The sequence below is a fragment of the Streptomyces sp. NBC_00637 genome (genome assembly GCF_045161545.1).
Lineage (GTDB): Bacteria > Actinomycetota > Actinomycetes > Streptomycetales > Streptomycetaceae > Streptomyces.
The window spans coordinates 1,596,656-1,622,939 of record NZ_CP109046.1; the positions used below are offsets into that span (position 1 = coordinate 1,596,656).

General features: G+C 71.4%; 18 protein-coding genes. 5 read left to right on the plus strand and 13 right to left on the minus strand.

The window, feature by feature from the left end:
* The first annotated feature begins 62 nt into the window (after positions 1 to 62).
* Positions 63 to 1,151, plus strand: coding sequence for an ADP-ribosylglycohydrolase family protein (locus OG440_RS06935; protein ID WP_406005940.1), 1,089 nt, complete (start codon positions 63 to 65; stop codon positions 1,149 to 1,151).
* 54 nt (positions 1,152 to 1,205) lie between these two features.
* On the plus strand, positions 1,206 to 1,706 hold the full coding sequence (locus tag OG440_RS06940; RefSeq protein WP_406005941.1) for an NUDIX domain-containing protein: 501 nt from the start codon (positions 1,206 to 1,208) through the stop codon (positions 1,704 to 1,706).
* Between the two features lie 56 nt (positions 1,707 to 1,762).
* Here the strand turns inward: OG440_RS06940 and OG440_RS06945 are convergent, their stop codons facing one another.
* Positions 1,763 to 1,963 carry a DUF2191 domain-containing protein gene (locus OG440_RS06945; RefSeq protein WP_406005942.1) on the minus strand — a complete coding sequence of 67 codons (201 nt, stop codon included), beginning with the start codon at positions 1,961 to 1,963 and terminating at the stop codon, positions 1,763 to 1,765.
* A gap of 75 nt (positions 1,964 to 2,038) precedes the next feature.
* Between OG440_RS06945 and OG440_RS06950 the strand changes: the two genes are divergently transcribed.
* Entirely contained in the window at positions 2,039 to 2,773 is a 735-nt protein-coding gene (locus tag OG440_RS06950) for an SIR2 family NAD-dependent protein deacylase (protein ID WP_406005943.1), read from the plus strand.
* A gap of 87 nt (positions 2,774 to 2,860) precedes the next feature.
* Here OG440_RS06950 and OG440_RS06955 read toward each other — a convergent pair whose 3' ends face one another.
* The 5 genes from OG440_RS06955 to lpdA all read right to left on the minus strand — a co-directional run bounded on the left by OG440_RS06955 (position 2,861) and on the right by lpdA (position 8,351).
* Positions 2,861 to 3,370: a methylated-DNA--[protein]-cysteine S-methyltransferase gene (locus OG440_RS06955; protein WP_406005944.1), complete on the minus strand. Its 510-nt coding sequence runs from the start codon at positions 3,368 to 3,370 to the stop codon at positions 2,861 to 2,863.
* 9 nt (positions 3,371 to 3,379) lie between these two features.
* Positions 3,380 to 4,870, minus strand: a complete 1,491-nt coding sequence (locus tag OG440_RS06960) for an AlkA N-terminal domain-containing protein (protein WP_406005945.1) — start codon at positions 4,868 to 4,870, stop codon at positions 3,380 to 3,382.
* 185 nt (positions 4,871 to 5,055) lie between these two features.
* Entirely contained in the window at positions 5,056 to 5,520 is a 465-nt protein-coding gene (locus tag OG440_RS06965; RefSeq protein ID WP_406005946.1) for a hypothetical protein, read from the minus strand.
* Positions 5,517 to 6,803 carry a hypothetical protein gene (locus tag OG440_RS06970; protein ID WP_406005947.1) on the minus strand — a complete coding sequence of 429 codons (1,287 nt, stop codon included), beginning with the start codon at positions 6,801 to 6,803 and terminating at the stop codon, positions 5,517 to 5,519. Before OG440_RS06970 ends, OG440_RS06965 begins: the two co-directional genes overlap by 4 nt.
* Before the next feature lie 135 nt (positions 6,804 to 6,938).
* A complete protein-coding gene (gene lpdA / locus OG440_RS06975) occupies positions 6,939 to 8,351 on the minus strand; it encodes a dihydrolipoyl dehydrogenase (RefSeq protein ID WP_406005948.1) in 1,413 nt (470 codons plus the stop codon).
* An 86-nt stretch (positions 8,352 to 8,437) separates the two neighbouring features.
* Between lpdA and OG440_RS06980 the strand changes: the two genes are divergently transcribed.
* Complete coding sequence (locus OG440_RS06980; protein WP_406005949.1) at positions 8,438 to 8,788, plus strand: DUF6980 family protein; 351 nt, start codon at positions 8,438 to 8,440, stop codon at positions 8,786 to 8,788.
* Between the two features lie 119 nt (positions 8,789 to 8,907).
* Here OG440_RS06980 and OG440_RS06985 read toward each other — a convergent pair whose 3' ends face one another.
* The 5 genes from OG440_RS06985 to OG440_RS07005 form a co-directional block, all read right to left on the minus strand.
* Positions 8,908 to 12,840, minus strand: a complete 3,933-nt coding sequence (locus OG440_RS06985) for a glycoside hydrolase family 2 TIM barrel-domain containing protein (RefSeq protein WP_406005950.1) — start codon at positions 12,838 to 12,840, stop codon at positions 8,908 to 8,910.
* 179 nt (positions 12,841 to 13,019) lie between these two features.
* Positions 13,020 to 17,180 carry a molybdopterin-dependent oxidoreductase gene (locus OG440_RS06990; protein WP_406011282.1) on the minus strand — a complete coding sequence of 1,387 codons (4,161 nt, stop codon included), beginning with the start codon at positions 17,178 to 17,180 and terminating at the stop codon, positions 13,020 to 13,022.
* An 868-nt stretch (positions 17,181 to 18,048) separates the two neighbouring features.
* Entirely contained in the window at positions 18,049 to 19,608 is a 1,560-nt protein-coding gene (locus OG440_RS06995) for a polysaccharide lyase family 1 protein (RefSeq protein ID WP_406005951.1), read from the minus strand.
* An 875-nt stretch (positions 19,609 to 20,483) separates the two neighbouring features.
* Positions 20,484 to 20,981, minus strand: coding sequence for a hypothetical protein (locus OG440_RS07000; RefSeq protein ID WP_406005952.1), 498 nt, complete (start codon positions 20,979 to 20,981; stop codon positions 20,484 to 20,486).
* A gap of 301 nt (positions 20,982 to 21,282) precedes the next feature.
* Positions 21,283 to 21,804, minus strand: coding sequence for a hypothetical protein (locus tag OG440_RS07005; protein ID WP_406005953.1), 522 nt, complete (start codon positions 21,802 to 21,804; stop codon positions 21,283 to 21,285).
* Positions 21,805 to 22,092: 288 nt separating this feature from the next.
* Here OG440_RS07005 and OG440_RS07010 point away from each other — a divergent pair, with 288 nt between their 5' ends.
* Positions 22,093 to 24,057: a M1 family aminopeptidase gene (locus tag OG440_RS07010; RefSeq protein ID WP_406005954.1), complete on the plus strand. Its 1,965-nt coding sequence runs from the start codon at positions 22,093 to 22,095 to the stop codon at positions 24,055 to 24,057.
* A gap of 120 nt (positions 24,058 to 24,177) precedes the next feature.
* Here the strand turns inward: OG440_RS07010 and OG440_RS07015 are convergent, their stop codons facing one another.
* On the minus strand, positions 24,178 to 24,687 hold the full coding sequence (locus OG440_RS07015) for an O-acetyl-ADP-ribose deacetylase (RefSeq protein ID WP_406005955.1): 510 nt from the start codon (positions 24,685 to 24,687) through the stop codon (positions 24,178 to 24,180).
* Positions 24,688 to 24,722: 35 nt separating this feature from the next.
* Positions 24,723 to 26,135: a phytoene desaturase family protein gene (locus OG440_RS07020; RefSeq protein ID WP_406011283.1), complete on the minus strand. Its 1,413-nt coding sequence runs from the start codon at positions 26,133 to 26,135 to the stop codon at positions 24,723 to 24,725.
* Between the last annotated feature and the right edge of the window lie 149 nt (positions 26,136 to 26,284).

Below are 26,284 nucleotides of genomic sequence, written 5' to 3' on the forward strand. Positions count from 1 at the left end.
GGGGCGCCTGTGGGCCCGCCGCAACCCTCGCGGGTGTCCCCCGGATCGGGTAGACCGGACGCATGAGCCCTGTCATCGGCGAGCCGGAGCTCGCCGACCGCATCCTCGGGGGCTGGCTGGGCCGGATCGCGGGCAACATGCTCGGCAAGCCGGTCGAGCAGGGCGATCTGTGGACGCGCGAGCGCATCGACCGCTATCTGCGGCGGGCCGCCGCCCTGCCGCTCACCGACTATCTGCCCGAGCCGCCCACCGAGGAGGACGGCCTGCGGCTGCGTCCGGAGTGGCGGGCGTGTGTGCGCGGCCGTATCCACGGCAGCTGCCGCGACGACGACGTCGACTACGCGATCCTCGGTCTCGACCTGCTGGAGACCCACGGCTTCGGCTTCAGCACCGAGCAGGTCGGCGACCTGTGGCTGCTGCGGCTGCCGTACCTCCAAACGTTCACCGCCGAGCGGGCCGCCTACCGCAACCTCACGGCCGGGCTGAAGCCGCCGCTGACGGCGACGTACGACAACCCGTACCAGGAGTGGATCGGCGCCCTGATCCGCGCCGACATCTACGGCTGGACCTGCCCGGGCCTCCCCCGCCGCGCCGCCTCCCTGGCCCGCCGGGACGCGGTGCTCTCGCACACCGGCAACGGCGTGTACGGCGCGATGTTCGCGGCGGCGCTGATCTCGGCGGCGTTCACCGCGCCGACGGTGCGCCACGCCCTGGACGAGGCGCTGGCCGTCGTCCCGGCGAGCAGCCGCCTCGCCCGGACCGTGCGCCGGGTCGCCTCCCTCCACGACACCCGCATGACCTGGGAGGACACCCTCGCCACGGTGACCGGGGAGACGGCGGGCCTGGGCTGGATCCACACGATCCCGAACGCCGCCGTCCTCACCGCCGGACTGCTGTACGGCGACGGCGACTTCACCCGCACCGTCACGCTGACCGTGCGCGGCGGTCTGGACACCGACTCCAACGGCGCGACGGCCGGCTCGGTGGCCGGTGTCCTGACCGGCGCCTCGGCGATCCCGCCGCAGTGGACCGAGCCGCTGGAGGACACCGTGCGCAGCGCGGTGTTCGGCTTCGACGGCGCCCGCGTCAGCGAACTGGCACGGCGCACGGTGCGACTGGTCGGGGTGCGGGACCACCCGGCGCCGGACTGAGCCGCCACGCGGCCGGTCCTGCGCGCCGCGGCCGGGCCCCCTTACGCTTTCCGGATGAGCATCTCCGGCACGCCCGACTACGCGTCGTACATCGCCTCCCTGCCCCGCGTCCTGGCCGGCGCCGCCACGATCTTCCGTGACGCCGAGGGGCGGGTCCTGCTCGTCGAGCCCAACTACCGGGCGGGCTGGGTGCTGCCCGGCGGCACGATCGAGTCCGACACCGGCGAGACCCCCCGGCAGGCCGCGCGCCGCGAGACGCTCGAGGAGATCGGACTCGACCGCGCGCTCGGCCGGCTGCTCGCGGTGGACTGGGTGCTCGGCCCGGACCGGCCGCCGCTGGCGGCGTACGTGTACGACGGCGGCGTGCTCGACGCGGACGACTTCGAGGCGATCCGGCTCCAGGAGACGGAGTTGCTGTCCTGGCGGCTGGTCCCGCGCGAGGAGCTGCACACCTATCTGCTGGGCGCATTGGGGCACCGGGTCCTGGCCGCCCTGGACGCGCTCGCGGACGGCTCGACGACGGCGGAACTGGAGAACGGCCGCCCAGTCCGCTGACTCCGGCTCACCCAGCCCGATGACCCCGGCTCACCCAGCCCGCCGGTCCGGCGCTCTCAGCCGTCGACGTCGCGCGGCTTGGCGTCGACCTCGCGCAGGGCCTCGTCCCGGACGGCGGTCCTGGCCTCCGTGCGATGGCCGCGCTCGATGTAGTCGCGCACGACCAGTTCGACGGCGTCCTGGGGGCTGCCCACACCGGTGAGCACCATGACCTCGACGACGAGTTCGGCGTCGAGCGAGACAGCAATCTTGGCCATGCCGGACGGTAACACCGGCCGGGGCACCGCGATATAGGCTCGCGGCTGCCGGGCCCCCGGCCTACGCTCGAACGCATGAGCAAGCCTCTTGTCGCCATCCTCAGCGGGGCCGGTGTCTCCACGGACTCCGGCATCCCCGACTACCGCGGTCCGAACGGTGTGTGGCGCGAGGATCCCGAGGCCGAGAAGCTCGTGACGTACGAGTACTACATGGGAGATCCGGAGATCCGGCGACGGTCGTGGCGGATGCGGCGGCGGCATCGGGCCCTGACGGCCGAGCCGAACGCGGCGCACCGGGCCGTGGTCGAGCTGGAGCGGTCCGGGGTGCCGGTGCGGGTGATCACGCAGAACGTGGACGGGCTGCATCAGCGCGCCGGCCTGCCGGTGCGCAAGGTGCTCGAACTGCACGGCACCGTACGCGGTGTGGTGTGCACGCGGTGCCACGCCAGGGGGCCGATGGAGGACGCGCTCGCGCGGGTCGACGCCGGTGAGGAGGACCCGGCGTGCCTGACGTGCGGCGGGATCCTGAAGTCGGCCACGGTGATGTTCGGCGAGCGGCTCGACCCGGTGGTGCTCGGTGAGGCCGTCGCGATCACCAAGGCCTGCCAGGTCTTCGTCGCCGTCGGCACGAGCCTCCGGGTCCAGCCCGCCGCCGGGCTGGCCGGTGTCGCCGCCGACCACGGGGCCCGGCTCGTCATCGTCAACGCCGAGCCGACGCCGTACGACGAGATCGCCGACGAGGTCGTCCGGGAGCCGATCGGGACGGCGCTGCCGAAGCTGTTGCGGGAGCTGGCCAAGACGGAGCTCTGACACCCTCCGTCGGGGCGGTGGGCCCGCCCTCGCCGTTGCGGATGTGGCCCGCCCTCGCCGTTGCCGGTCCGGGCGGGTCACGCCTTCTTACGCCCCGAGCGGGAAGAGCGTCGTGTCATCGGGGGCGGTGCCGCCCTCGAAGTCCAGCAGGCGCCGCTTGCGTTCCAGGCCGCCGCCGTAGCCGGTGAGGCCGCCGCCGGCCCCGATCACGCGGTGGCAGGGCACGATGATGCCGATGGGGTTCCTGCCGTTGGCGAGGCCCACCGCCCGGGAGGCGGTCGGCTTGCCGAGGGCTTCGGCGAGAGCGCCGTAGGTACGGGTCTCGCCGTACGGGATCTTCCGCAGCTCGTCCCAGACGGAGCGCTGGAACGGGGTTCCGTCCAGGTGGAGCGGGAGGCTGAAGTCCTGCAACCCGCCGCCGAAATAGGCTTCCAGCTGTTCCTCCACGGCGCGGAACACGGTGGCGTCGCGGGGGCCGAAGTTCTCCTCGGGTGGGCGGTGACGCTGTCCGACCATGTAGAGGCCGCACAGGACGCCGTCGTCGGCGACGAGGGTGAGAGGGCCGTACGGGCTGTCGGTGATCGTGTGCTGTTTCACGGGGATTCCTCAGACGGGAAGGAAGTTGATCGGATGGCTGTCGGTCGCCCAGAGGTACTGGACGGCGTACGCCCGCCAGGGGCGCCAGCCCGCCGCGCGGGCGGTGAGCGCCGCGGGGGTGGAGGGCAGGCCCAGCTCCTTGGCGGCGCGCCGGATGCCGAGGTCGGTGGGGAGGAAGGCATCCGGGTCGCCGAGGGCGCGCATCGCGATGACGTCGACCGTCCAGGGCCCGAAGCCGGGCAGCGCGAGCAGCAGGGCGCGTGCCTTCGGCCAGTCGCTCTCCACGCCCAGGCGCAGTGTGCCGTCGGCGAGTTGTCCGACGAGTGTGGTGAGGGTGGTGCGGCGGGTGCGGGGCATGGCGAGCGTCTCGGGGTCGACGGCGGCGAGCGCCTCGGCGGTCGGGAAGAGGTGGGTGAGGCCGCCCTCCGGGTCGTCGACCGGTTCGCCGTGCGCGGTGACCAGCCGAGCCGCGTGGGTGCGGGCCGCCGCCGTGGAGACCTGCTGCCCCAGCACGGCGCGTACGGCGAACTCCGCCTCGTCGACCGTACGGGGCACCCGACGGCCGGGGGCCTTGTCCACCAGGGGCGCGAGGAGCGGATCCGTGCGCAGCTGGTCGTCGATGGCGACCGGGTCGGCGTCCAGGTCGAGCATGCGCCGGCAGCGGCTGATCGCCACCGTGAGGTCGCGCAGGTCGCTGAGGGTGAGGCGGCAGCCGATGTGGTCGGGCCGGGGGGTGAGCGCCACGACGCCGTGCCCGTACGGCAGCCGGAGCGTGCGCCGGAACGCGCCGTCCCGCCACTCCTCGACACCCGGTACGCCGGTCGCGGCGAGGTGTCCGAAGAGGTTCTCGGGGTTGAGCGGGGCACGGAAAGGGAGGCGCAGGGCCAGTGTGCCGGGCGTGGTCGGGCGGACCGGATGGTCCTTGCGCGGGACCCGGGCGCGCAGTTCACTCGGCGAGAGCGCGAAGACCTCACGCACGGTGTCGTTGAAGGTACGGATGGAGGCGAAGCCGGACGCGAACGCCGCCTGCGCCATGGGGAGTTCGGTGGTCTCGATGAGCAGCCGAGCGGTCTGGGCACGCTGCGCCCGGGCCAACGCCAGCGGGCCCGCGCCGAGTTCGGCGAGGAGTTGGCGTTCGACCTGGCGGGTGCTGTAGCCGAGGCGGGCCGCGAGTCCGGGCACGCCTTCACGGTCCACGACACCGTCGGCGATCAGCCGCATGGCGCGGGCGACCAGATCGGCGCGCTGGTTCCACTCCGGTGAGCCCGGCGTGGTGTCGGGCCGGCAGCGCTTGCAGGCGCGGAAACCGGCTTGCTGGCAGGCGGCGGCACTCGGGTGGAAGACCATGTTCTGCGGCTTGGGCGGCACGACGGGGCAGCTGGGCCGGCAGTAGATGCCTGTCGTCAGGACCGCCGTGAAGAACCAGCCGTCGAACCGCGCGTCCTTGGACCGCACGGCGCGCACACAGCGCTCGCGATCGGTGTACATCCCGTTCTGCATACGTCCAGCATCGACCGGTCGGCGGTCCGGTGCTGGCGAGAATCCGACATCGACCTCGCGCGGCCTGCACCGCCCGCAGCCCCCGCTCCCCCGGAGGGTACCGGGTCCGGTCCGCCGTGCCGCAGGCCTCAGGACCCTCGGGCCCCCAGCCCCTCTGGACCCCAGGAGCTCAGGACCTCAGGAGCTCAGCCCGTCCTCTCCTGCCAGGTCACCAACGCCCAGATCACGAACACGTCGATCGCCATCACGACGATCGACCACAGCGGCTCGTACGGCAGGAACAGGAACTGGGCGACCAGGCTGAGCGCGGCGAGGAAGATGCCCGCGAAGCGCGCCCAGGCCATGCCCCTGAGCAGAGCCGCGCCGGTCGCCGCCGCGACCACGCCGAGGACGAGGTGGATCCAGCCCCAGCCGGTGAGATCGAGTTCGTAGGAGTACGAGCCGACGCGGGCGTAGACGTCGTCCTCGGCGATGGCCGCGATGCCCTGGAGAACGGCGAGCACCCCGCTGCACAGCAGCAGGACGCCGGCGAAGACGACGCCGCCGGCCCGGCTGTCGTGGGCGGCGGGCCCGGACGGGCCGCCGGGCGGCGTGGACCAGGCGGTGCCTATGTCACCGTGCGGCTCTCCGGTCGGCGAGTGCGAGCTCATGCGGGGCTGTCCTTTCGGCCGGGCCGGGTCGCGAGGAAGTCGACGATCCCCAGCGCGAAGAGCAGGGCGAGGGCGAGGCCGACCACGACCCAGCCGGTCGGATACGGCCACAGGACGAAGGCCAGGACGGCGCCCGCCGCCAGGATCCAGGTGATCCAGGTGCGGTAGCGGTCGACGAAGGGTCCGACAGGGCCGGTGCGCATCCCGGCGTGATCGGCGGTCGCGCGCACGGCGCCGATACCCGAGTGCCACAGCCGCCGCACCAGGGCGGCATGGCGGCCGGGCCCGGTGAGCCAGGCGGCGATGGCGATCACCACACCGAGCGCGACCACCGACCGTACGGAGGTGCGCAGGAAACGGGTGAGCGTGTCGTACACGGACCCGGCGGCCGGCTGGGAGACGCCTGCCGGGAGGGCGTCGAGGTAGACGACCCGGAAGACGGTCAGCGCGACGCCCAGGAGGAGCGTGGCGAAGGCGAAGCAGAGGGCGGCCACGATCAGGACGCGGCGGCGGTGGGTCGAGAGCAGGACCCCGGCCGCCACCAGCAGGACCGCGACGACGGGCAGCCAGAAGCCGACCAGTTGCAGCACCCGGAAGTAGGTCTTGACCTTGCCGATGTCCTCGGACTCGACGACCGTGAAGTCGGTGTGGATCTGGGGGATCTTCCCCGCGACCGTCATTCCGGAGTCGACGAGGCGTTGCTTGACCTGGTCGACGACCGGGGCGAGGTCGAGGGTCACCGTGTCGTTCTCGATCTTCACCGCGCCGCCGCCGCTGCCCGTGAGGGCCTTCTCGACGGAGCTGTGGATCCTGCGGTTGGCGTCGTTCCAGATCTTCTGGAAGGCGTCGGAGGCCATGACCGCCTGCGCCTTGTCGTGCACGAAGCTGCGGACGGCGTCTTCCAGCGAGGGACCGAGCCTGCCGAGGGCCTTCTCCAGCAGCGGCCGCTGGGCCGGGGCGGCGTCCTGGAGGAGGGCGGTGAGGTCGATCCGCTCCATCAGCGCGTTCGTGACGCGGTTGGCGGCCGCGTTCTGGATGTCCTTGTCGGCGGCCAGCGGGCGCACGGTGTCGACGTAGCGGTCGGTGTCGCCCACGATGCTGGAGGTCCAGGCCGCCACCAGGCCCAGCGGGGCCAGGACACAGCCGAGGACGATGAGGACGACCGCGACGATCGAGCGGACCCGGTGGTGTGTGGGGCGACGGGACCGCTCGGCCTCCAGGGCGGCGATGCGGGCCCGGAGAGCCTGCAGTTCCGCGTCGGCGGGAACACCGCTTTCCGGCATGGCGGACTCCCTCGCCGTCGGGTCCGGCCCGGGGTCGGTCCGGTGGGGTCCAGCACATCCCGGCCGGGCGACGACGGCGAGCGAGCCGGGGCCGTTCGGGTGAACGGCCCCGCGCGTGCGGCGTGCGGAGCCGGGCTACATGTTGATCATGTGCCCGGCCAGGCCGTGGACGGCTTCCTTGACGGCCTCGCCCAGCGTCGGGTGGGCGTGCACGTTGCGGGCGACCTCGTGGACGGTGAGGTCCCACTGCTGGGCGAGCGTCAGCTCGGGGAGCAGTTCGGTGACATCGGGGCCGATCAGATGGCCGCCGATGAGTTCGCCGTACCGTGCGTCGCTGATCAGCTTCACGAAACCGGTGGTGTCGCCGAGGCCGTGCGACTTGCCGTTCGCGGTGAACGGGAACTTCGCCACCTTGACGTCGTAACCCTTTTCCCGCGCCTGGGCCTCGGTGTAGCCGAAGCTGGCGACCTGGGGCTGGCAGTAGGTGGCACGCGGGATCATGGCGTAGTCCAGCTCCATCGTCTCCGCGTCGGCGAGGGTCTCGGCGGCGATGACGCCCATGGCCTCGGCGGCGTGCGCGAGCATCAGTTTCGCGGTGACGTCTCCGATGGCGTAGATGTGCGGAACGGAGGTGCGGCAACGGCCGTCGACGTCGATCGCGCCGCGCTCGGTGACCTTCACCCCGGTGTTCTCCAGGCCGTAGCCGGTGACGTTCGGGGCGAAGCCGATCGCCTGGAGCACCTTGTCGGACTCCAGGACCTGCTGGGCCCCGTCCTTGCCGGTGACCGTGACGCGGACCCGCGGACCGGACTCGTCGATGGACTCCACCCGGGTGGAGGTGAGCACGTCGATGCCCAACTTGCGGTACTGCTTGGCCAGTTCGGCGGAGATCTCGGCGTCCTCCAGGGGAGCGACGCGGTCCAGGAACTCGACGATCGTGACCTTCACACCGTAGTTGTGCAGGACGTACGCGAACTCGATGCCGATGGCGCCGGCGCCCGCGATGACGATCGACTGCGGAAGGTCGTCGGCGAGGATCTGCTCCTCGTAGGTCACCACGCGGGCGGTCCGGCGGGTGCCGGGGAGCAGTTTGGGGGTGGCGCCGGTGGCGATGACGCAGTGGTCGAAACCGAGGGTGCGGGTCTCCCCGTCGTAACCGGTCACCCGGAGGGTGTGGTCGTCGACGAAGGCGCCGCGGCCGTCGAACTCGGCGATCTTGTTCTTCTTCATCAGGTAGTGGACGCCCTTGACCCGGCCGTCGGCGACCTTGCGGCTGCGCCGGTAGGCCTCTCCGTAGTCGAAGGAGACCTCGCCGTCGACCTTGATGCCGAAGGTCTTCGCCTCGCGGGTGAAGATGTGGGCGAGTTCGGCGTTGCGCAGGAGGGCCTTGGTGGGGATGCAGCCCACGTTGAGGCAGACGCCGCCCCAGTACTTCTCCTCGACGACGGCGACGCGCTTGCCCAGCTGGGCGGCACGGACCGCGGCGACGTAGCCGCCCGGACCGGCGCCTAGGACCACGACGTCGAAGCGTTCGTCCTGCTCGGTCATGGATTCGTTTCCTTTTCCGTGGAGTGCGATACGGGTGATGCGTGCTGCCGATCCGATTCTCGCGCGCCGGCGGGGAGAATGTGTGAGTGATCGATCACTGCTGCGACGAGATGACCCGCCAGGCCGGCTGGCGGTGCCGGGAGCACCCCGACGTCTTCGCCTGCCCGGACGCGCTGGTGCGGTTCGAACCGAGGTTCCGGGAGTACGGACTGATCGTCCACGACGGAGGCTCGGCCTCCCGGGAGATCGCCTTCTGTCCCTGGTGCGGGGCACGTCTGCCTCGGTCGCAGCGGGACCGGTGGTTCGACGCGCTCGATGCGCTGGGGATCGACCCCGGGCAGGACGAGGTGCCGCCGGAGTTCGAGGACGACCGGTGGCTGCGGGAAGGCCTCGCCGCACCGGCCTCGGCCGGCGAGGCCCCGCCGCGTTCCGGCTGAGGCGCCCGAAGCGCGCCGGCGGTACGGGCACGCGGTACGGACACGCGGTACGGCGTCTTCGGCCGTACCCGTGCCCGTACCGCAGACAGCGGGGGAAGCGGTGGAAACCGTGGAAACGGTTACTCGGAGGTTGCCGTCGGCCGCCGCGAGGCGGCCGTCGCCTTGTCGACGTCGGTCAACGGCCGGAGCCGGTAGGTGAACGCGTAGTCGCGGTCGGCGAACAGCTTGTACTCGTCGTGCGTGTGCGCGCCCCAGCTGTTGTCACCGCCGACGCCCATCTGCCGGTGGTTCAGGCGCAGTACGACCTCCTTGCGAGGGGTCAGCTGGTAGTCGTGACGGGCTCCGACGGACAGGTCCTCGGGCGTGAAGTGCGAGGCGTTGAACTCCAGCAGCGGCTCGCCGGAGACCAGCAGGCCGGCGCCGTCGCCGTCGGTGAGGGCGACCCAGCGGACGTCGGTCTTGTTGCCGTTCTCCTGGGGCCGCAGGTAGGAGGTCCACTGCCCGGTGACGGTTCCCGAGTAACGGCCCACGTCGGTGGCGTCGTTGCGGTCCCAGTGGTTCTCCTCGGGACCCCGGCCGTAGTAGTGCAGTTTCTCCAGGCGGGCGGGCAGGAACAGCAGCGTGCCGATCTCCGGGATGTACGGCAGGGAAGCGGCGCCCGGGTGCAGCGTGTTGTCGACCTTGATCTCACCGTTTCCGAAAACGGTATAGGTGGTGGTGTACGTCGATTGCGTCGTGGTGGGCAGCGTGCCGGCGACCTTGATCTCCACGGCCCGGTCGCGCAGGGCCCGCACGCTCACGTCGGTCACCTTGCGACGCGCGCCGGCGTCGCGCCACGTCTGGTTGCGGGTGTGCTGTCCGTTTCCCCGGTCGTTGTCGGTGGGGGCACGCCAGAAGTTGGGGGCCGGCCCCGAGGAGATCAGCCGGGCGCCGTGGGCCTCGTAGGAGGTGATGACGCCGGTCGCCTTGTCGACGGTGACCGAGAAGTTCCCGCCCTCGACGGTGACCGACCCGGCGCTGTCCCGGTGTCGGAGCGCCGGGACGCCGGCCAGGGGCACGGGCGTGACGGCGGGGCTCCCGGCCGCGACGGCGAGTTGCTGTGCGGCCACCTCGAAGCCGGCCTTCGCCCACTTCGTCGTCTCCCGGGTGGTGAACGACAACCGGAGGAAGTACTCGGCGCCCGGCGCCGGGTGGTCCGGCAGTTCGAAGGGCACGGTGATGTCCTTGCTCGACTGTGCGGCCACGCCGAGTCGGTCGCGGCTCAGCTTCCCGCGCCGGACCACTTCCCCGTCCCGCGCGAGTTCCCAACGCCCGTCGAACTCACGAAGGTTGGTGAAGAGGTACTCGTTGGTGAGGGTGACCGCCGCGCCCGGGGCGAGCAGCTCGCCTGACGCCGGTGCGGCGTGCACCGACTGGTAGATCCGCTTGACCTCGGCGGACTTGCCGGTGGCCCCGCGATCGGCGGTGACGATGCCGTCGCCGGAGAAGGCGCCGTCGTTGGGGTTGTCGCCCCAGTCGCCGCCGTAGGCGCGGAAGGACTTCTCGCGGGGGCGTTTCTCGGTGAGGCCGACGGTGGCGGCGTCGAACCAGAAACGTACGCCGTCGTCACCGGGACCGCGGCCGGTGGCGGCCAGTTCGGCGGCGGCGAGCGCCCGGGCGTACACCCGGGCCCGGCGGACGGTGCCGCTGAACTCCCGGGTCGGGTTGTCGACGTCGGTGGCCAGGGACAGGGGCGCGGTGTTGATCGCGGGGCGCACCGTGGTGGTGCGGGTGGCCCGGACCACTCCGTCGACATGCAGGGTCAGGGTGCCGGTCGCCGCGTCGAAGACGCCCGCGACATGGTGCTCGGAGCCGGTCCAGTCGGCCGGCACCGCCCAACTCGCCGTGATCCACTGGCCGCTGCCGTAGATGAAGAACTCGAGGGTCCTGTTCGTCTGCTTCAGGGCGTACTGGGTGTCGCCCTTGGCGATGATCGGCTGGTGGTAACCGGTTACGCGCGGGGTGATCCAGGCTTCCAGCGTGAGGGAGGCGGTGAGGTCGAGCGAAGCGTCGCGGGCGAAGACGGTTCCGCCCGAGATGCCCTCGGCGCGGGTGAAGGTGCCGCTGGAGGCGATGAGTTCGCCCTTGAGCGCGGCGGGCCCGGTCTCGGTGAACAGCTTGCGCACGGGGGTGGGCCAGTCGAGGGCCTGGTCGACGAAGTCCCAGATCCAGCCGCCCTGGAGCACCTCGTGACGACGGATCAGATCCCAGTACTTCTTGAGGTTTCCGCTGGAGTTCCCCATCGCGTGGGAGTACTCGATCATCACGTACGGCCGGGTGTCGCTCGTGTCCTCGGCCCGCGCCTCGACGCGGGCGGGGGTGTCGTACATCTCGGAGCGGATGTCGCTGATCCCGGGGCGGTCGTCGCCCTCGTACTGGATGACGCGGGTGGCGTCGTAGGAGCGGATCCAGTCGTGCATGGCGTTGAACGTGGTGCCGCCGCCCGCCTCGTTGCCGAGGGACCAGATGACGACCGAGGCGTGGTTCTTGTCGCGGTGGACCATGTTCTGGGCACGGGCCAGGCACGCCGTCGTCCACTCGGCGTGGTTGCCGGGGTACTCGCCCCGGATGCCGTGGGTCTCCAGGTTGGTCTCGTCCACGAGGTACAGGCCGTACTCGTCGGCGAGTTCGAGCCAGAGCGGGTTGTTGGGGTAGTGCGAGGTGCGGACGGTGTTGATGTTCAGCCGCTTGATGATCCCGATGTCCTCGACGAGGTCGGCCCGGGTGAGGGCCGAGCCGCGGGTCGGGTGCATCTCGTGCCGGTTGGTGCCCCGGAAGGAAACCGGCTTGCCGTTGATGCGCATCAGGCCGTCCTTGAGCGCGAACTCACGCAGGCCCACGCGGTGGGAAAGGGTTTCGATCACCTTTCCCGACGGGTCGCGCAGGCGGAGCACGGCGGTGTAGAGGTACGGATGTTCCGCCGACCACAGGCGTGGCGCGGGCACGGCCTTCGCGGCCTGTACGGCCGTCTCCTCCCCCGAGCCGAGCACGACGGCCTGTTGCAGGGGCCGCGGCCACACCGGGTGCCCGCCCGCGTCGTACAACTGGGTCTCGACGGAGTAGCGGCCGCCGCCCTGTCCGCCGTAGTCCCGCACGTTCGCGGTGACCGACAGCTCGGCCGTCCCGTGATCGTCGCTCAGCGGGGTGTCCAGTCTGAAGTCACGCAGATGGACGGCCGGTGTGGAGTACAGGTAGACCGAGCGGAAGATGCCGCTCAGCCGGATCATGTCCTGGTCCTCCAGCCAGTCGCCGTCCGAGTAGCGGTAGACCTCCACCGCGATCCGGTTGGTCCCCGGCTTGAGGTGCGGGGTGATGTCGTACTCGGCGGGGTCGTAGGAATCCTCGTGGTAACCGACCAACTCGCCGTTGATCCACACGTAGTGGGCGGACTTGACCCCTTCGAAGTGGAGGAACGTGCGCCGCCCCGCCCAGCCGCGCGGGACCGTGAAGGTGCGACGGTACTGGCCCACGGGGTTGTAGCGGGTGGGGGCGGCGGGCGGCTGCGCCTCCTCCCCCAGCCCGTTGGCGCCCCACCACGGGTAGGTGATGTTGACGTAGATCGGGCGGTCGTATCCGTGCAACTGCCAGGCCGCGGGCACCGGGATGGTGTCCCAGCCGCTGTCGTCGACATCGGGGCGGTGGAAGTCGGGGTCCCGGTCCTCGGGACGGTCGGCGTGGGCGAACCTCCAGGTGCCGTCGAGGCTCAGCCGGTAGGGCGAGCGGGTGCGGTCGGCGGCGAGCGCCTGGGCGAGGTCCGCGTACGGCATGAGGGTGGTGTGCGGGGCTTCGGTACCGAGCCGGAAGACGTCGATGGCGCCGTTCCACTCCGGGGTGCCGTCCGCCGCGACGGCCCGGTGGGCGGCGGACGGAGCGGACAGGGCGAGCGCGCCGAGAACGGCGGCCGACCCTTCGAGCAGACGACGACGGCTGACGACCGTCCGCGGGGGGTGGTCCGGATCCGTCCACTGGGGACGGTCCGGCCGGTCCATGGACGACACATGCGGGTGCGACATGACCACGACCTTCCTCGGGGCGACCCGTGCGGCTTCGCACGGACGGAGGGTGCGTCAGATCTTGTCCACTCCTGTTGAAAAAACGAACATGGACGCGCCGCGATGGCCGAATATCAACTCTCTTCGGCGCAACGCCACTTGGTGCCCCTGCCTCCCACGGGCTTTTTTGGTGACTCCCGTCAGTAGACGTCCCGCACGTACCGCTTGTCGGAGGCGAGCTGCTTCACATAGGCCGCCGCCTCCGGCTCGGTCAGACCGCCGTGCAGGACCGCGACGTCGCGCAGGGCCAGATCGACGTCCTTCGCCATCCGGGAGGCGTCGCCGCAGACGTAGAAGTGGGCGCCGTCCTGGAGCCAGGACCACAGGTGCGAGCCGTGCTCGCGGATCCGGTCCTGGACGTAGACCTTGGCGCGCTGGTCGCGGGAGAACGCGGTGTCCAGCCGGGCGAGGGTGCCCTCCTCCCTCAGGGCGGCCAGCTCCTCCTCGTAGTAGAAGTCCGTCGCCCGGTGCTGCTCGCCGAAGAACAGCCAGTTGGGGGCCCGGTGCCCGCGTGCCCGCCGCTCCTGGAGGAAGCCGACGAAGGGCGCCACCCCGGTGCCGGGGCCGACCATCACCATCGGGGTGGCCGGGTCGGCGGGCGGGCGGAAGTGCGGGGAGCGCTGCACATGGACGGCCACCTCCGTGCCGGGCTCGGCGTCGGCCAGGAAGGGCGAGCAGACGCCCTGCCGGGGGCGGCCGGCCAGGTTCTCGTACCGCACGACGGAGACGGTGAGCGAGACGAGGTGGGGGTCGGTCAGCGGGCTGGACGAGATGGAGTACAGCCGCGGCTGCAGCCGCCCCAGCAGGTCGGCCCACTCCTGCGCGTCGGCGCGGACCCCGAACTCGGCCGCCACGTCGACGGCCTGGCGCCCCCAGGACCACTTCGCCAGCTCGCCCTTGTTGTCGGGGCGCAGCAGCTTGCGCAGTTCACGCGGGTCGCGGGTGCGGTCGGCGGTGAAGCGCAGCAGGGCCGGGGTGATCCGGGTGATGTCGAGGTGGCGCAGGAACGCCTCACCGAGCGGGACCTCTCCTACGCCGTCGACCTGCACGCGCGTGTGCGCGTCGAGGCCGGTGACGCTCAGCCACTCCGCCACCACCGCCGGGGAGTTGAGGGGGCGTACCGCCAGTGCGTCGCCCGCCTCGTAGACGAGCGGGGTCTCGCTGTCGCGGGTGTCGAAGGTGAAGCGGCGGACCTCCTTGCCCGAGCCGGGCAGGCTCAGCAACCGGTTGCCGGTCAGGCGGGCGACGACGGGAGCGGGACGCCTGGGACGGGAAGCGGCGGGGGCCTTCGGCACCGTGACGGAAACGGTTTCCGCAACGGTCACCGGCGGGTGGACGGGGGCGGGAACCCCGACGGCCGGAACCTGGCGGGCGGGGGACGCGGGCAGCCGTTCCGTGGCCTCCTTGAGGGCGGTGGCCACCTGGTCGAGCCAGGCCTCCGCCTCCGTCTCGTAGTCCGGCTCGCAGTCGGTGCGGGGCGCCAGCCGGACCGCGCCGAGTTCGTCCAGCCGGCGGTCCAGCCGCCGGCCGTGCCCGCAGAAGTCGTCGTACGAGGAGTCCCCGAAGGCGAGGACGGCGTAACGGCGGCCCTCCAGACGGCCGGTGTCCAGCGCGTCGAGGCCGTCCCAGAAGCCGGCGCCGTTGTCGGGGGCGTCGCCGTCGCCGAAGGTGCTGGTGATCAGCAGCAGGTCGGCGTCGGAGGGCAGCGCGGCGGGGTCGGCCTCGTCCATGGCGACGAGGGACGCCGGGTGACCGCCCGCGGTGAGCCGTGCGGCGGTGGTGGTGGCGAAGTCCTCGGCGTTGCCGGTCTGCGAGGCCCACAGGATCACCACCCGGCGCGCCGGGGCCGCCGGGGGTGCGGCGGCGGTGCGGGAGTACATGCCGGCGAGGGTGCCGTTGACCCACAGCGCGTGCTCGGGGCTGAAGGGCGCGTCCGCCGGCAGCACCGGTACGCCGGGGGCGCCGGCCGGGACACCGGCGAGGAAGCCGACCAGGTACTGCCGTTCGCGCTCGGTCAGGACCGGCGGCGGCGCGGGACGCAGGCCGAAGACCTCGGCCGCGGACGGCAGGACGGCGGGCACGGCCAGGGCCGTCGGTGCGAGGGCGGCCGGCACGAGGGCATTTCCAGGCCCGTCCGGCACCGGGGCGCGGGTACCCGGCGCGGTCCCGAGCGGGTTCTGCGGCACCGGGGCCCGGGTGGCCGGCGGTTGCACGGTGACCGGTGTCGACACCTTCGTCAGGGAGACCGCGCACACCTTCAGCTCGGGCTGGAAGGACAGCGGGTCCACGGCGTCGCTGGTGACCGCGTTGACGCTGAGGTACTCGCCGAACAGGTCGTTCCAGTGGAACGGCGCGAAACAGGAACCGGGCAGCACGCGATCGGTGACGACGGCCGGCAGCACGGCCCGGCCGCGCCGCGAGGCGACCTCCACGGAGTCGCCGTCTCCCACGCCGAGCGCGGCGGCGTCCTCGGGGTGCACCTCGACGAACGGGCCGGGATCGAGCTTGTTGAGCTTGGCCACCCGCGCGGTCTTCGTCAGGGTGTGCCACTGGTGCTGGAGGCGGCCGGTGTTCAGGAAGAACGGGTAGTCGTCGTCCGGCATCTCGGCGGGCGGGACATGCGGACGCGGGTGGAAGACCGCGCGGCCGGAGGCCGTGGGGAAGGTGAGCGAGCCGTCCTCGTTCACATAGCGGATCGGGTTGCGGTCGGGTCCGTCGGCGGTGGCCGCCGGCCACTGCACGGGGGTGGCACGCAGCCGGTCGTACGTGACTCCGCGCAGGTCGTATCCGGTCTGCGCGTTGTGGGCGCGCTTGATCTCCTCGAAGACCTGCTCGGCGGAGTCGTAGGTGAAACCGCTCTCGTAACCCATGGCACAGGCGACTTCCGCGATGAGCCGCCAGTCCGCCATGGCCTCGCCGGGCGGGTCGGCGGCGGCCCGGGCGAGGGTGAGGTTGCGTTCGCTGTTGATGAGGACGCCCTCGGTCTCCGTCCACAGCGCGCCGGGCAGGACGACGTCGGCGTAAGCGTTTGTCTCCGTTTCGGCGAAGACGTCCTGCGCGACGACGAACTCGGCGGCTTCCAGCCCCTCGATGACCGTCCTGCGGTTGGCGACGGAGGCGACCGGGTTGGTGCAGATGATCCAGCAGGCCTTGATGTCGCCGTCGGCCATTTTCCGGAACATCTCGATGGTGCCCTTGCCGACACCGTCGGGCCTGATCGTGCCGGGCGCGAGTCCCCACAGCTCCTCGACGAAGGCGCGGTCGCCCTCGACGAGGACGGAGCGCTGGCCCGGCAGCCCCGGACCCATGTAACCCATTTCCCGGCCGCCCATCGCGTTGGGCTGGCCGGTGAGGGAGAAGGGGCCGCTGCCCGGACGGCAGATCCTGCCGGTGGCGAGGTGGAGGTTGATGAGCGCGTTGGTGTTCCAGGTGCCGTGCGTGGACTGGTTGAGGCCCATGGTCCAGCAGCTGGTCCACTCCCCCGCCTCGCCGATCAGCCGGGCCGCCGCACGGAGGTCGTCCTGCGGTATGCCGGTGATCTCCGCGACCGCCGCGGGCGCGTAGTCGGCGAGGAACTCCGGCATGGCCTCCCAGCCCTCGGTGTACGCGGCGACGAAGTCGGGGTCGGTGTGGCCGTTCTCGTGCAGGAGGTGGAGCAGGCCGTTGAGGAGGGCGAGGTCGGTGCCCGGCGCGACCTGGAGGAACAGGTCGGCCTTCGCCGCGGTGGCCGTGCGGCGCGGGTCGACGACGATCAGCTTGGCCCCCGCCTTCACCCGGTCCATCATCCTCAGGAACAGGATCGGGTGGCAGTCGGCCATGTTGGAACCGATGACGAGGAAGACGTCCGCCTTGTCGAGGTCCTCGTACGAGCCGGGCGGGCCGTCGGCACCCAGAGACAGCTTGTAACCGGTTCCCGCGCTGGCCATGCACAGCCGGGAGTTCGACTCGATCTGGTTGGTGCGGAGGTAGCCCTTGGCCAGCTTGTTGGCCAGGTACTGCGCTTCGAGGCTCATCTGTCCGGACACGTACAGGGCGACCGCGTCGGGGCCGTGCTCGTCGACGATCGCCCGCAGGCGCCGGGCCGTCTCGGCGATCGCCGTGTCCACGGGGGCGGGCTCCGGTGCCGCGCCGCGGTCCGCGCGGACGAGCGCGCCGGTCAGCCGGCCGGGCGCGGCGAGCATGTCGGCGGTGGTCGCGCCCTTGGTGCACAGCCGGCCGAAGTTCGCCGGATGCCGTTTGTCGCCCGACGCCTTGAGGACCGTACGGCGTCCGTCCGGTCCGAGCCCGATGTCGAGGAGCATGCCGCAGCCCACACCGCAGTACGAGCAGACCGTACGCACCTCGGTCGTGTTCGCACTGCCGGTCCGCGGGTCCGACGCGGCCACGGGCGCCCCTTTCCTTCTGACGATCAGCCTGATGACAGCCTCTGCAAGCCTCTGTGACGGTACGAACCGTGCATTACACAGGTGTCTCCCCGACCGGCCACCAGGAGTTAAGCCCGCCGCACACCGGGGGGCGGGCGGATGTGAGCGAGCCGCCGCCGTCGCAGGTGGGCAGGCTACCCGGGGCTGCGCGCGGGCACGTTCCGCGTCCGCGCGGGACGGTGCGAGGGCGGCGCCGGGCCGGTTTCCCGCCGCGCGGGGACGGTTTCCGGGTGCGCGGGGACGGTTTCCGGGTGCGCGAGCGGTGCCGGAGCGGAGCGACGCGGCGCATCACGGTGGCACGCAGTAGACACCGGCGGTGGTGACGTGCGGACCGTCGACGTGTTCGTCGTCCCGCGTCGGTGTGCGACGGAGGACGACCGTACGGCGCCCGTCCCACGCGCCGCGACCGGCTGCGCCGGCAGATGCCGAGAGACGTCCGCCCGGCGCGCGTGGAGTGATCGCCCGGCAGGGCGTGGAGGCGTCGACGGGGAGCGGGAACGGACCTCGCGGCCCGCCTGATCGCGCGGGCCCGGGTGTGCGATGCCGCGTGGACTTCCGGTCGTCATGCTGTCGTGCCGGCGCACGCTGTCCGGACAGGGGACGCTCACGGGCGGGAACGGTCGCGGCCGTTCCCGCTCCGCGTCCCACAGATCACCGCGTCCTCCCCGGCCGAGGCCCGAGAGGACGCGTTGATGGAGCTGATGGAGCTGATCGAGCGAAGGCCGTACGACGGGCCGGGCGGACCTCAGGCGTAGGTCTCGAACTCGGCCACCCTCGGGGTGGCACTCGAACCGGTGATCTCGAAGGTGACCTTCTTCAGCGAGGTGGAGGTGAAGGAGATGGCGCCCGCTCCGCTGCCCGAGGTGAGCACCGCCCCGGTGTCGGCGTTGAGTACCCGCCAGGATCCGATGGCGCCGGTGGCACCGGAGGCCTCCCGGATGTTGATCCTGGACAGGGTGGTCGCCGAGCCCCACTTGATCGAGATGGAGCCGGTCGCGCCGCTCGGCGACCAGTAGGTGCCGGTGTCGCCGTCCCGGACATTGCCGTAGCTGGTGCCGGCCGCCTTGCTGGAACCGTCGGAGTCGGCGCCGATGCTCAGGTTGGTGCCGGCGGGTGTCGACGTCGCGGTCGCGGTCGGCGTGGCGGTGACGGTGGCGGTCGGCGTGGGAGTCGACGTGGCGGTCGCGGTGGGCGTCGTCGCGACGCAGTTGCCGTCCGACACCTTCAGGCCGTTGTCGGCGCCGGCCGTCGCGGTCACGATCGACGGCACGCAGGACGCGGCGTCCAGGGTGTAGGAGTAGGGGATGCTGACGGTCGTGTTCGACGTCGGGTTCGGTCCGGCGGGGTTGTTGTCCTCGCCCGGCGCCGACCAGGTCACGTTGTCGAAGATGTTTCCGCTGACCTGCCAGTATCCCGGCAGGTCGGTGTAGAAGGTGCCGAGGACGTCCTTGGAGTCCTTGAAGTAGTTGTTGTCGACCTTGGCCTTGCCGCCGGCCCGGGGGTTGATGCCCGACTCGTTCAGGCTGACGTAGTAGTTGTCGTAGATGTGGGCCGTGGCGCCGCGCAGGAGGGGAGTCCGGGAGTCGATGTTCTCGTACCGGTTGTGGTGGAAGGTGACGGGCCCGTTGGCGAGGTCGCTGTCGCTGGAGCCGACGAGACCGCCGCGGCCGGAGTTGCGCAGGATGCTGTAGGACAGGGTCACGTACTGGGTGTTGTCCTTCATGTCGAAGAGGCCGTCGTAGCCCTCCGACTCGCCGCCCGAGGCGATCAGTGTGGCGTGGTCGACCCACACGTTGTGCACATCGGACTCCATGCCGATCGCGTCGCCGCCGTTGGAGGTGGGCGAGCCCGACTTCTTCACGTTCTGGACGGTCACGTTCTGGACGATGATGTTGCTGGACTGGCGGATGTGGATGCCGATCTGGTCGAACACGGCTCCGCTGCCGACGCCGATGAGGGTGACGTTGCTGATGCCCTTCAGTTCGATCACGCCGGCGGCGGTGTTGCATCCGGTACCCGACACCTTCGCGGTGTTGCCGACGGTGACGGTTCCCTCGACCTGGATGGTGATCGGGGTGCTGGTACTGGCCCGGCCGCACAGGGCCTGGTGGATCTGGGTGCCCGTGGTGGCCTTGACCGTCGTCCCGCCGGCGCCGCCGGTGGTGCCGCCGTTCTGGGTGGCGAACCCGGTCGCGCCGGCGGCGGCGGCCGACGCGGTGGGCATGGACAGGATCACTCCTGTCGCCGCCGCCAGGGCCAGCGTGCCGAGTGCCGCGGAGAGTCGCAGAGCGACTGGCTTTCTCATCTTGCCTCGTCTTTCTTCATCGCGTACCGGGGGTGCCACGCGCGCGTCCGTGCCCGGACCGAGGGCCGTCGAGATCGCGCACCCATGCCATGTACATGCCACTAAGGGTGTCCGTGCAGCCCCCTGCCGGTCCGTGCGGGTGTCGTTCTCGGTAAGGGCTTTCAGGGACGGGACGGTGGTGTCGATGCGGTGCGGGCGGAGCCCCACGGCGGCGGCACGACGGTCATGCGGGCGGCGCGACCGGGGGTGGCGGGTCAGGGCGCACGCATGCCGAGGCGACGCAGGTGGGGACACCACCGAGGGCGGGACGACCGGGGACACGGGACCGCGGAGGCCCGGCCGGCCCTTGGTGCGGGTGCCCGCCCCCGTGGCCACGGCGACGTGCGCGATACGTTCGCGCCCCGGAGCGCGTCCCGGAGTCCTGGCGCGTCGGCACCTGGGTGCGGTCAGCCCTGGCCAGCCGTGCGCCGGATCGGTTGCGGCGCGCGAGCTGCCCCACGGCCGATACCGCGGGCCGCTTCCCGCGGCACGGCCGAGGTCGACCGCCACCGGGAAAGCGCTTTCTCCACGTGAGGATAGGGCGGCCGTCACGGGGTGACAAGTATGTGAACGTCGATCGACCGGTCGGACTTCTGCCGCTGCCCGGCCAAGCCCGTATAGGCGGTGCGGCGCACGACAGACAGGCGCGGGACCAGGCCGACACCGGCCCGCACTCCGTCCCTCACTTGTCTACATATGTGAACGTGAGGTCTTCGGTGCACGCACCACCTGCCGGGACACCCGAAGTGAGCGACGGCCGGCCTGCGCGTCCGAAAGAGCTCAAAAACCGCGTGCCCGGGGCGCCCGTGTGGCGCACCGGGCACGCGGCGCGGCGTTCAGCAGCCGCCGCAGTTGTAGTAGAGGACATCCCAGTGGTTGCCCTCGTCGGCGTAGATGTTGCCGGAGCCCGAGCGGTACTGCGGGGCGCCGTCACCGCGCAGGCCGATGTAGGTGAAGGTGTTCTTGACGTAGTTGGTGACACAGGTGTTCTTGCCGTAGTCGAGCTTGTAGCCGTTCCAGTGCGAGTAGGTGCCGCTCGCGTGGCCGGTCTCCGTGCCGCCGGTGATGTTGAGCGCGCAGCCGGTGGCCCGCTTCAGCGTCTGCGCGCCCTGGGCCGTGGCCAGGTTCAGCTGCTCGAAGGACGTACAGGTCGAGTTGTTGCGGTCGGAGCAGTTGCCGGACGAGGACCAGGTGATCCCCACCTCGCGGAACATCGCGGTGGCCGTGGCGTGGCCGACCTTGGTGGCGGCAAAGGCGTCGGTCGCGGTGCCGACGACGGCGATGCCGGGAGCGACCACGAGCGCGAGGGCGGTCAGTGCGGAGCGGAACTTCATGAGGATCCCTTCCTGCGGACGGCCGTGCTTGCTGTGGACCTGCTGTGCGGGCGGTGCAGAGAGATGGTGCCCGACCTCTACGCGCGTTGGCCAGAGAGCGGTGGCCTTCGAACACCTGGCCCCGGCACGGCCCACGCCGCCACCGCGGGGGGGGCTCGTCAGCGGAAGACCGCCGCCCGGACCGCAGCCCCGGACGAGGCGATCCTGCCGGCCGGTCGCGTACGGCGTTCGAGCGCTCGCCGCCGATGGAGTCGGGACCGAGGAGTGGCAGGACACGGGCTCCCCGCACAGGAACGGCCGCTCAGGCAACGACCGGCGCGGGGACCCCGTGGGACGTCGCCTCCAACCGCTTGATCTTCTTCCGCACCACGTACAGCGGGATCGCCCCGAACACCCCGAACGACATGTCGATCACGCTCCACCAGAAGGGAATCCCCCGGAGCGGCCCGCAGATCAGCGCGAGCGGGATGATCCCGGCGCAGGCGATCATCGAGAACTCGACGACCCAGATGTTGCGCACCGGGTCACGGTAGGGGCCGTAGAAGGCCACGGCGATGACGAGATGGGCGAAGGCCAGCCAGTCCGTGCCGTAGAGGAGGAAGGGATGGTCGGCGTCGGCCGTGTCGAGCCCCTGCCGGACCCGCGTGACCCACTCCATGAGGCCGGGCAGCTGCTCGGCGACGGACAGCTGACGCAGCAGATCCTCGGTCCAGCGCAGTTCGTGCACCAGCGGGAAGGCGGTGGCACCGCTGAGCACCAGACAGACGACGAAGAACCCCAGCCATGCGCGGATGCCCTTCACCAGGGCGGCTCGCTCACTCATGGGGGTAGCGTACGCCCGTAGTTGAACACGTTCAAAACCGATCTCCCCACCTGGCACCGCTTCTTGAGGGTGCGTGAGGCGTGGTCGGCGCACACGGGAGCCCGAGGCCGCGAGCGGGGGCGTCGCGTCCGCTTCCGGGGCGGACCCTTTGCCATTGCCTGATGGCATGCCCGCGTCAAATCTGTCAGGCTTCCGGCAGCCGTCGCGCACCGCCCTCCGGCACACCCACGCCGTCAGGGACAGCCACCGAGCAGGCCGGACAACCCGGCCGCCACAAAGGAGCCACGTGTGAGACCCACCCCCCGCAAGGCCCTCGCCGCGAGCGCGCTCACCCTCGCGGCGCTGGCCGCCGTCTCGCTCCCCGCCACGCCCGCGGCGGCCACGCCGGAGCGGACCGTCTCGGTCGCGTCCGGCACCGCCCCGGCGGCCGCCGTCGCACCGGACGGCATCACCTCCACAGGCGTCGCCGCGGCCGGGACCGCCGTCGCACCCGCGAGGGCAACCGCCGCCGACGCCTGCACGCCGGCCCAGGTGATCACCAACGCCGGCTTCGAGAGCGGCGTCTCGCCGTGGACCCAGTCCTCTACGAGTGTGATCACCAGCCGCACCGGGCAGAGCGCCCACGGCGGCACCGCCTTCGCCTGGCTGGACGGGGTGGGCGGCACCCACACCGACACGCTGTCGCAGAGCGTCACGATCCCGGCCGGATGCTCCGCCGCCGGTCTCACGTTCTGGCTGCACATCGACACGGCCGAGACGACCTCGTCGACCGCGTACGACAAGCTGACGGCCAAGATCGGCACGACGACACTGGCCACGTACTCGAACCTCGACAAGAACACCGGCTACGTCCAGAAGTCGTTCGACGTGTCGGCCTTCGCTGGCCAGACCGTGAGCCTCTCCTTCACCGGCACCGAGGACTCCAGCCTCCAGTCGAGCTTCGTCCTCGACGACCTCGCGCTCAACACCTCCGGCGGCACCACCCCGCCCGCCGACTCCACGCGCACCCCGGCGGCACCCTCGTACACCGTCAGTCTGACCAGCAACACGGCCGGCACGGTCTGGACCGGACACGAGAGCGCGACCTTCACCAACGCCTCGTCGACCGCGCTCGGCGAGGTGTACCTGCGGCTCTGGGACAACTACCACGGCACCTGCACCTCGATGCCGATCGCGGTCAGCAACGTCACCGGCGGCACCGCGGGCGCCCTGTCGGTGGGCTGCACGGCCCTCCAGGTCACGCTCGCCAGTCCCCTGGCCCAGGGGCAGAGCGCCACGATCGGTTTCGACCTGGGCATCACCGTTCCCAGCGGCGCCGACCGGTTCGGCTACGACGGAGCGTTCAGCTTCATCGGCAACGCGCTGCCCCTGCTGGCGGTGAAGGACGGGGCGGGCTGGCACCTGGACCCGTACACGAACAACGGCGAGTCGTTCTACTCACTCGCCGCGGACTTCAAGGTGACCCTCGACCATCCGACCACCCTCCTGGTGCCGGCCACCGGGGCCTCGGTCGACACCGCCGGCGGCAGCGGCCGCACCGTCACCACGGCCACCGCCACCAAGGTCCGTGACTTCGCCTGGGCGGCCGGCCCGTTCAGCAAGATCTCCGGCACCTCGACCGCCGGGACCCCGATCAACGTCTACTCCGTCACCGGCATCAGCTCGGCCAACGCCCAGTCGATGCTCACCACCGCCAAGACCGCCGTGGACGCCCACTCCTCCCGTTTCGGCGCCTATCCGTACGGCGAGCTGGACGCGGTCATCGACAACAGCTTCTGGTTCGGCGGCATGGAGTACCCCGGCTTCGTCCTCGACCTGGTCAGCACCACGGCCCTCACCCATGAGATCGGCCATCAGTGGTTCTACGGGATCGTCGGCGACGACGAGTACAACAGCCCCTGGCTGGACGAGTCGTTCACCGACTACGCCACCGATCTGGCGCTGGGCAAGACGGGCACCAGCTGCTGGAGCAGCGTCTCGTGGGCCTCGTCGGCGGAGAAGATCACCAACTCGATGGCCTACTGGGACACCCACTCCTCCCGGTACTCCACCGTCGTCTACGGCTACGGCAAGTGCGCCCTGCACGACCTGCGGAGGCTCCTGGGCGACACCGCGATGGCCAAGCTGCTGAAGGACTACGCCACTTCGCACTGGTACGGCGTGTCGACCACGGCCGAGTTCAAGGCGGCCGCACAGGCCGCCACGACCACGGACCTGACGTCGTTCTGGACCACCCACCGCATCGAGGGCTGACCCGGGCCCGGCCCGGTCCGTCGTCCGCCCGTCCACCATCACCTGGTTCCGCGGGTGACGCCGTCCGGCGTCACCCGCGGTCCCGTCGCCGGGCGCGGTCGCCGGGCCCCGCCCGCTCGGTCAGCCGATCAGCTCGGCGAAGGCCTGGTACGCGCTGTCGTCGAACAACACGAACCGCACCTCTTCGACCGCCGTATCCGCCGCGCGCACCGCCTCGACGGCGATACGGGCGGCGTCGGCCATGGGCCAGCCGTACGCGCCGGTGGAGACGGCAGGGAACGCGACGGTGCGCGCGCCCAGTTCATCCGCGATCTTCAGGGACTCGCGGTAGCAGGAGGCCAGCAGCGAGGGGTCGCCGCCGGAGGCCTGGTACACGGGGCCCACGGTGTGGATCACCCAGCGGGCGTCCAGTTCCCCCGCGGTCGTGGCGACCGCCTGGCCGGTGGGCAGGCCCTTGCCGTGATGAGAGGCGCGCAGCCGACGGCAGTCGGCGAGGATCGCGGGGCCGCCCCGGCGGTGGATGGCGCCGTCGACGCCACCGCCGCCGAGCAGGGACGAGTTGGCCGCGTTGACGACGGCGTCCACGGACTGCCGGGTGATGTCGCCCCGGACGAGGGTGATCGTGGTCATGACCGTGTGTATACCAACGGGAAGCTGCCGTCCGCTCACCTTTGTTGCCGCAGCGTCCGCCATACGGCCTTCGCCGCGTTGTGGCCCGACATCCCGTGCACGCCCGGGCCGGGCGGGGTGGCCGAGGAGCAGATGAAGACGGCCGGGTGCGGAGTGGCGTACGGGAACGCGGTCAGCTTGGGACGCAGCAGGATCTGGAGCCCGGAGACCGCGCCGGCGGCGATGTCGCCGCCCACGTAGTTGGCGTTTCGGGCGGCGAGTTCGGCGGGACCCGCGCTCGCCCGGGCGAGGACCCGGTCGCGGAACCCCGGGGCGAAGTGCTCCAGTTGGCGTTCCATGGCGTCGGTGAGGTCGCCCGTCCAGCCGTTGGGCACATGGCCGTACGCCCAGAAGACGTGTCGGCCGGCCGGGGCGCGGCCGGGGTCGACGACGCCGGGCTGCACCGTGATCATGAAGGGCCGGTCGGGTGCCCGGTTCTCGCGGGAGACCGCTCTGAGGGCGGCGCCGATCTCCGCGCTGTTCGCGCCGATCTGCACGGTGCCGGCGGCGCGGGCCTCCTTCGCGGTCCACGGGACCGGACCGTCGAGCGCGTAGTCGATCTTGAAGACGCCGGGTCCGTACCGGTAGCCCTCGTAGTAGTTGCCGAAGCCCGCGATGCGGCCGAGCGCGGTGGGTGAGGTGTCGAAGACGTAGGCGCGCGCCGGCGGCAGGTCGTCGAGACGTTTGACCTCGTAGTCGGTGTGGATGCTGCCGCCGAGATCCTCGAGGTAGGCGGCGAGGGCGTCCGAGAGGGACTGGGAGCCGCCACGGACCACCGGCCAGCCGCGGGCGTGCGCGGCGAGGGCGAAGACCAGGCCGATGGCGCCGGTCGCGAAGCCGCTCAGCGGGGCCATGACATGCCCGACGAGTCCGGCGAAAAGGGTCTTGGCCCGCTCGTCACGGAAGCGTCGGGTGAGCCAGCTGGACGGGGGCAGGCCCGCCAGACCGAAACGGGCCAGGGTGACCGGGTCGCGCGGGAGCGCGGTCAGCGGCAGTGACATGAAGTCGCGGACCAGGGTGTCCCACTTGGGCAAGAAGGGCTCCACCAGCCGGCGGTAGGTACCCGCGTCGCGCGGCCCGAAGGAGGCGGCGGTCTCGGCGACCGATCTCGACAGCACCGCGGCGCTGCCGTCGGGGAAGGGGTGGGCCATGGGCAGTTCGGCATGCAGCCACTCCAGGCCGTAGCGCTCCAGGGGCAGTGCGCGGAACGCGGGTGAGTTGATGCCGAGGGGGTGGGCGGCGGCACACGGATCGTGGTGGAAGCCCGGCAGGGTGAGTTCCTCGGTGCGCGCTCCCCCGCCCACGGTGTCGCGCGCCTCGAAGATCGCCACGGAGAAGCCGCGTCTGGCCAGCTCCACCGCCGCGGTCAGCCCGTTGGGCCCCGCTCCCACCACGACCGCATCGAGCATCGACGGCACTTCGACCCCTTCGTCAGCCGGTGACCTCCGTAGACCGGTGGCCCCCGCGATCAGGATATGCCGGGGGTACGACGACCCCGGCGGCGCGGGGCCTCGAAACATCCCCATGCCTCGATCGAGCGGCCCCGGGGGGGGCGTCT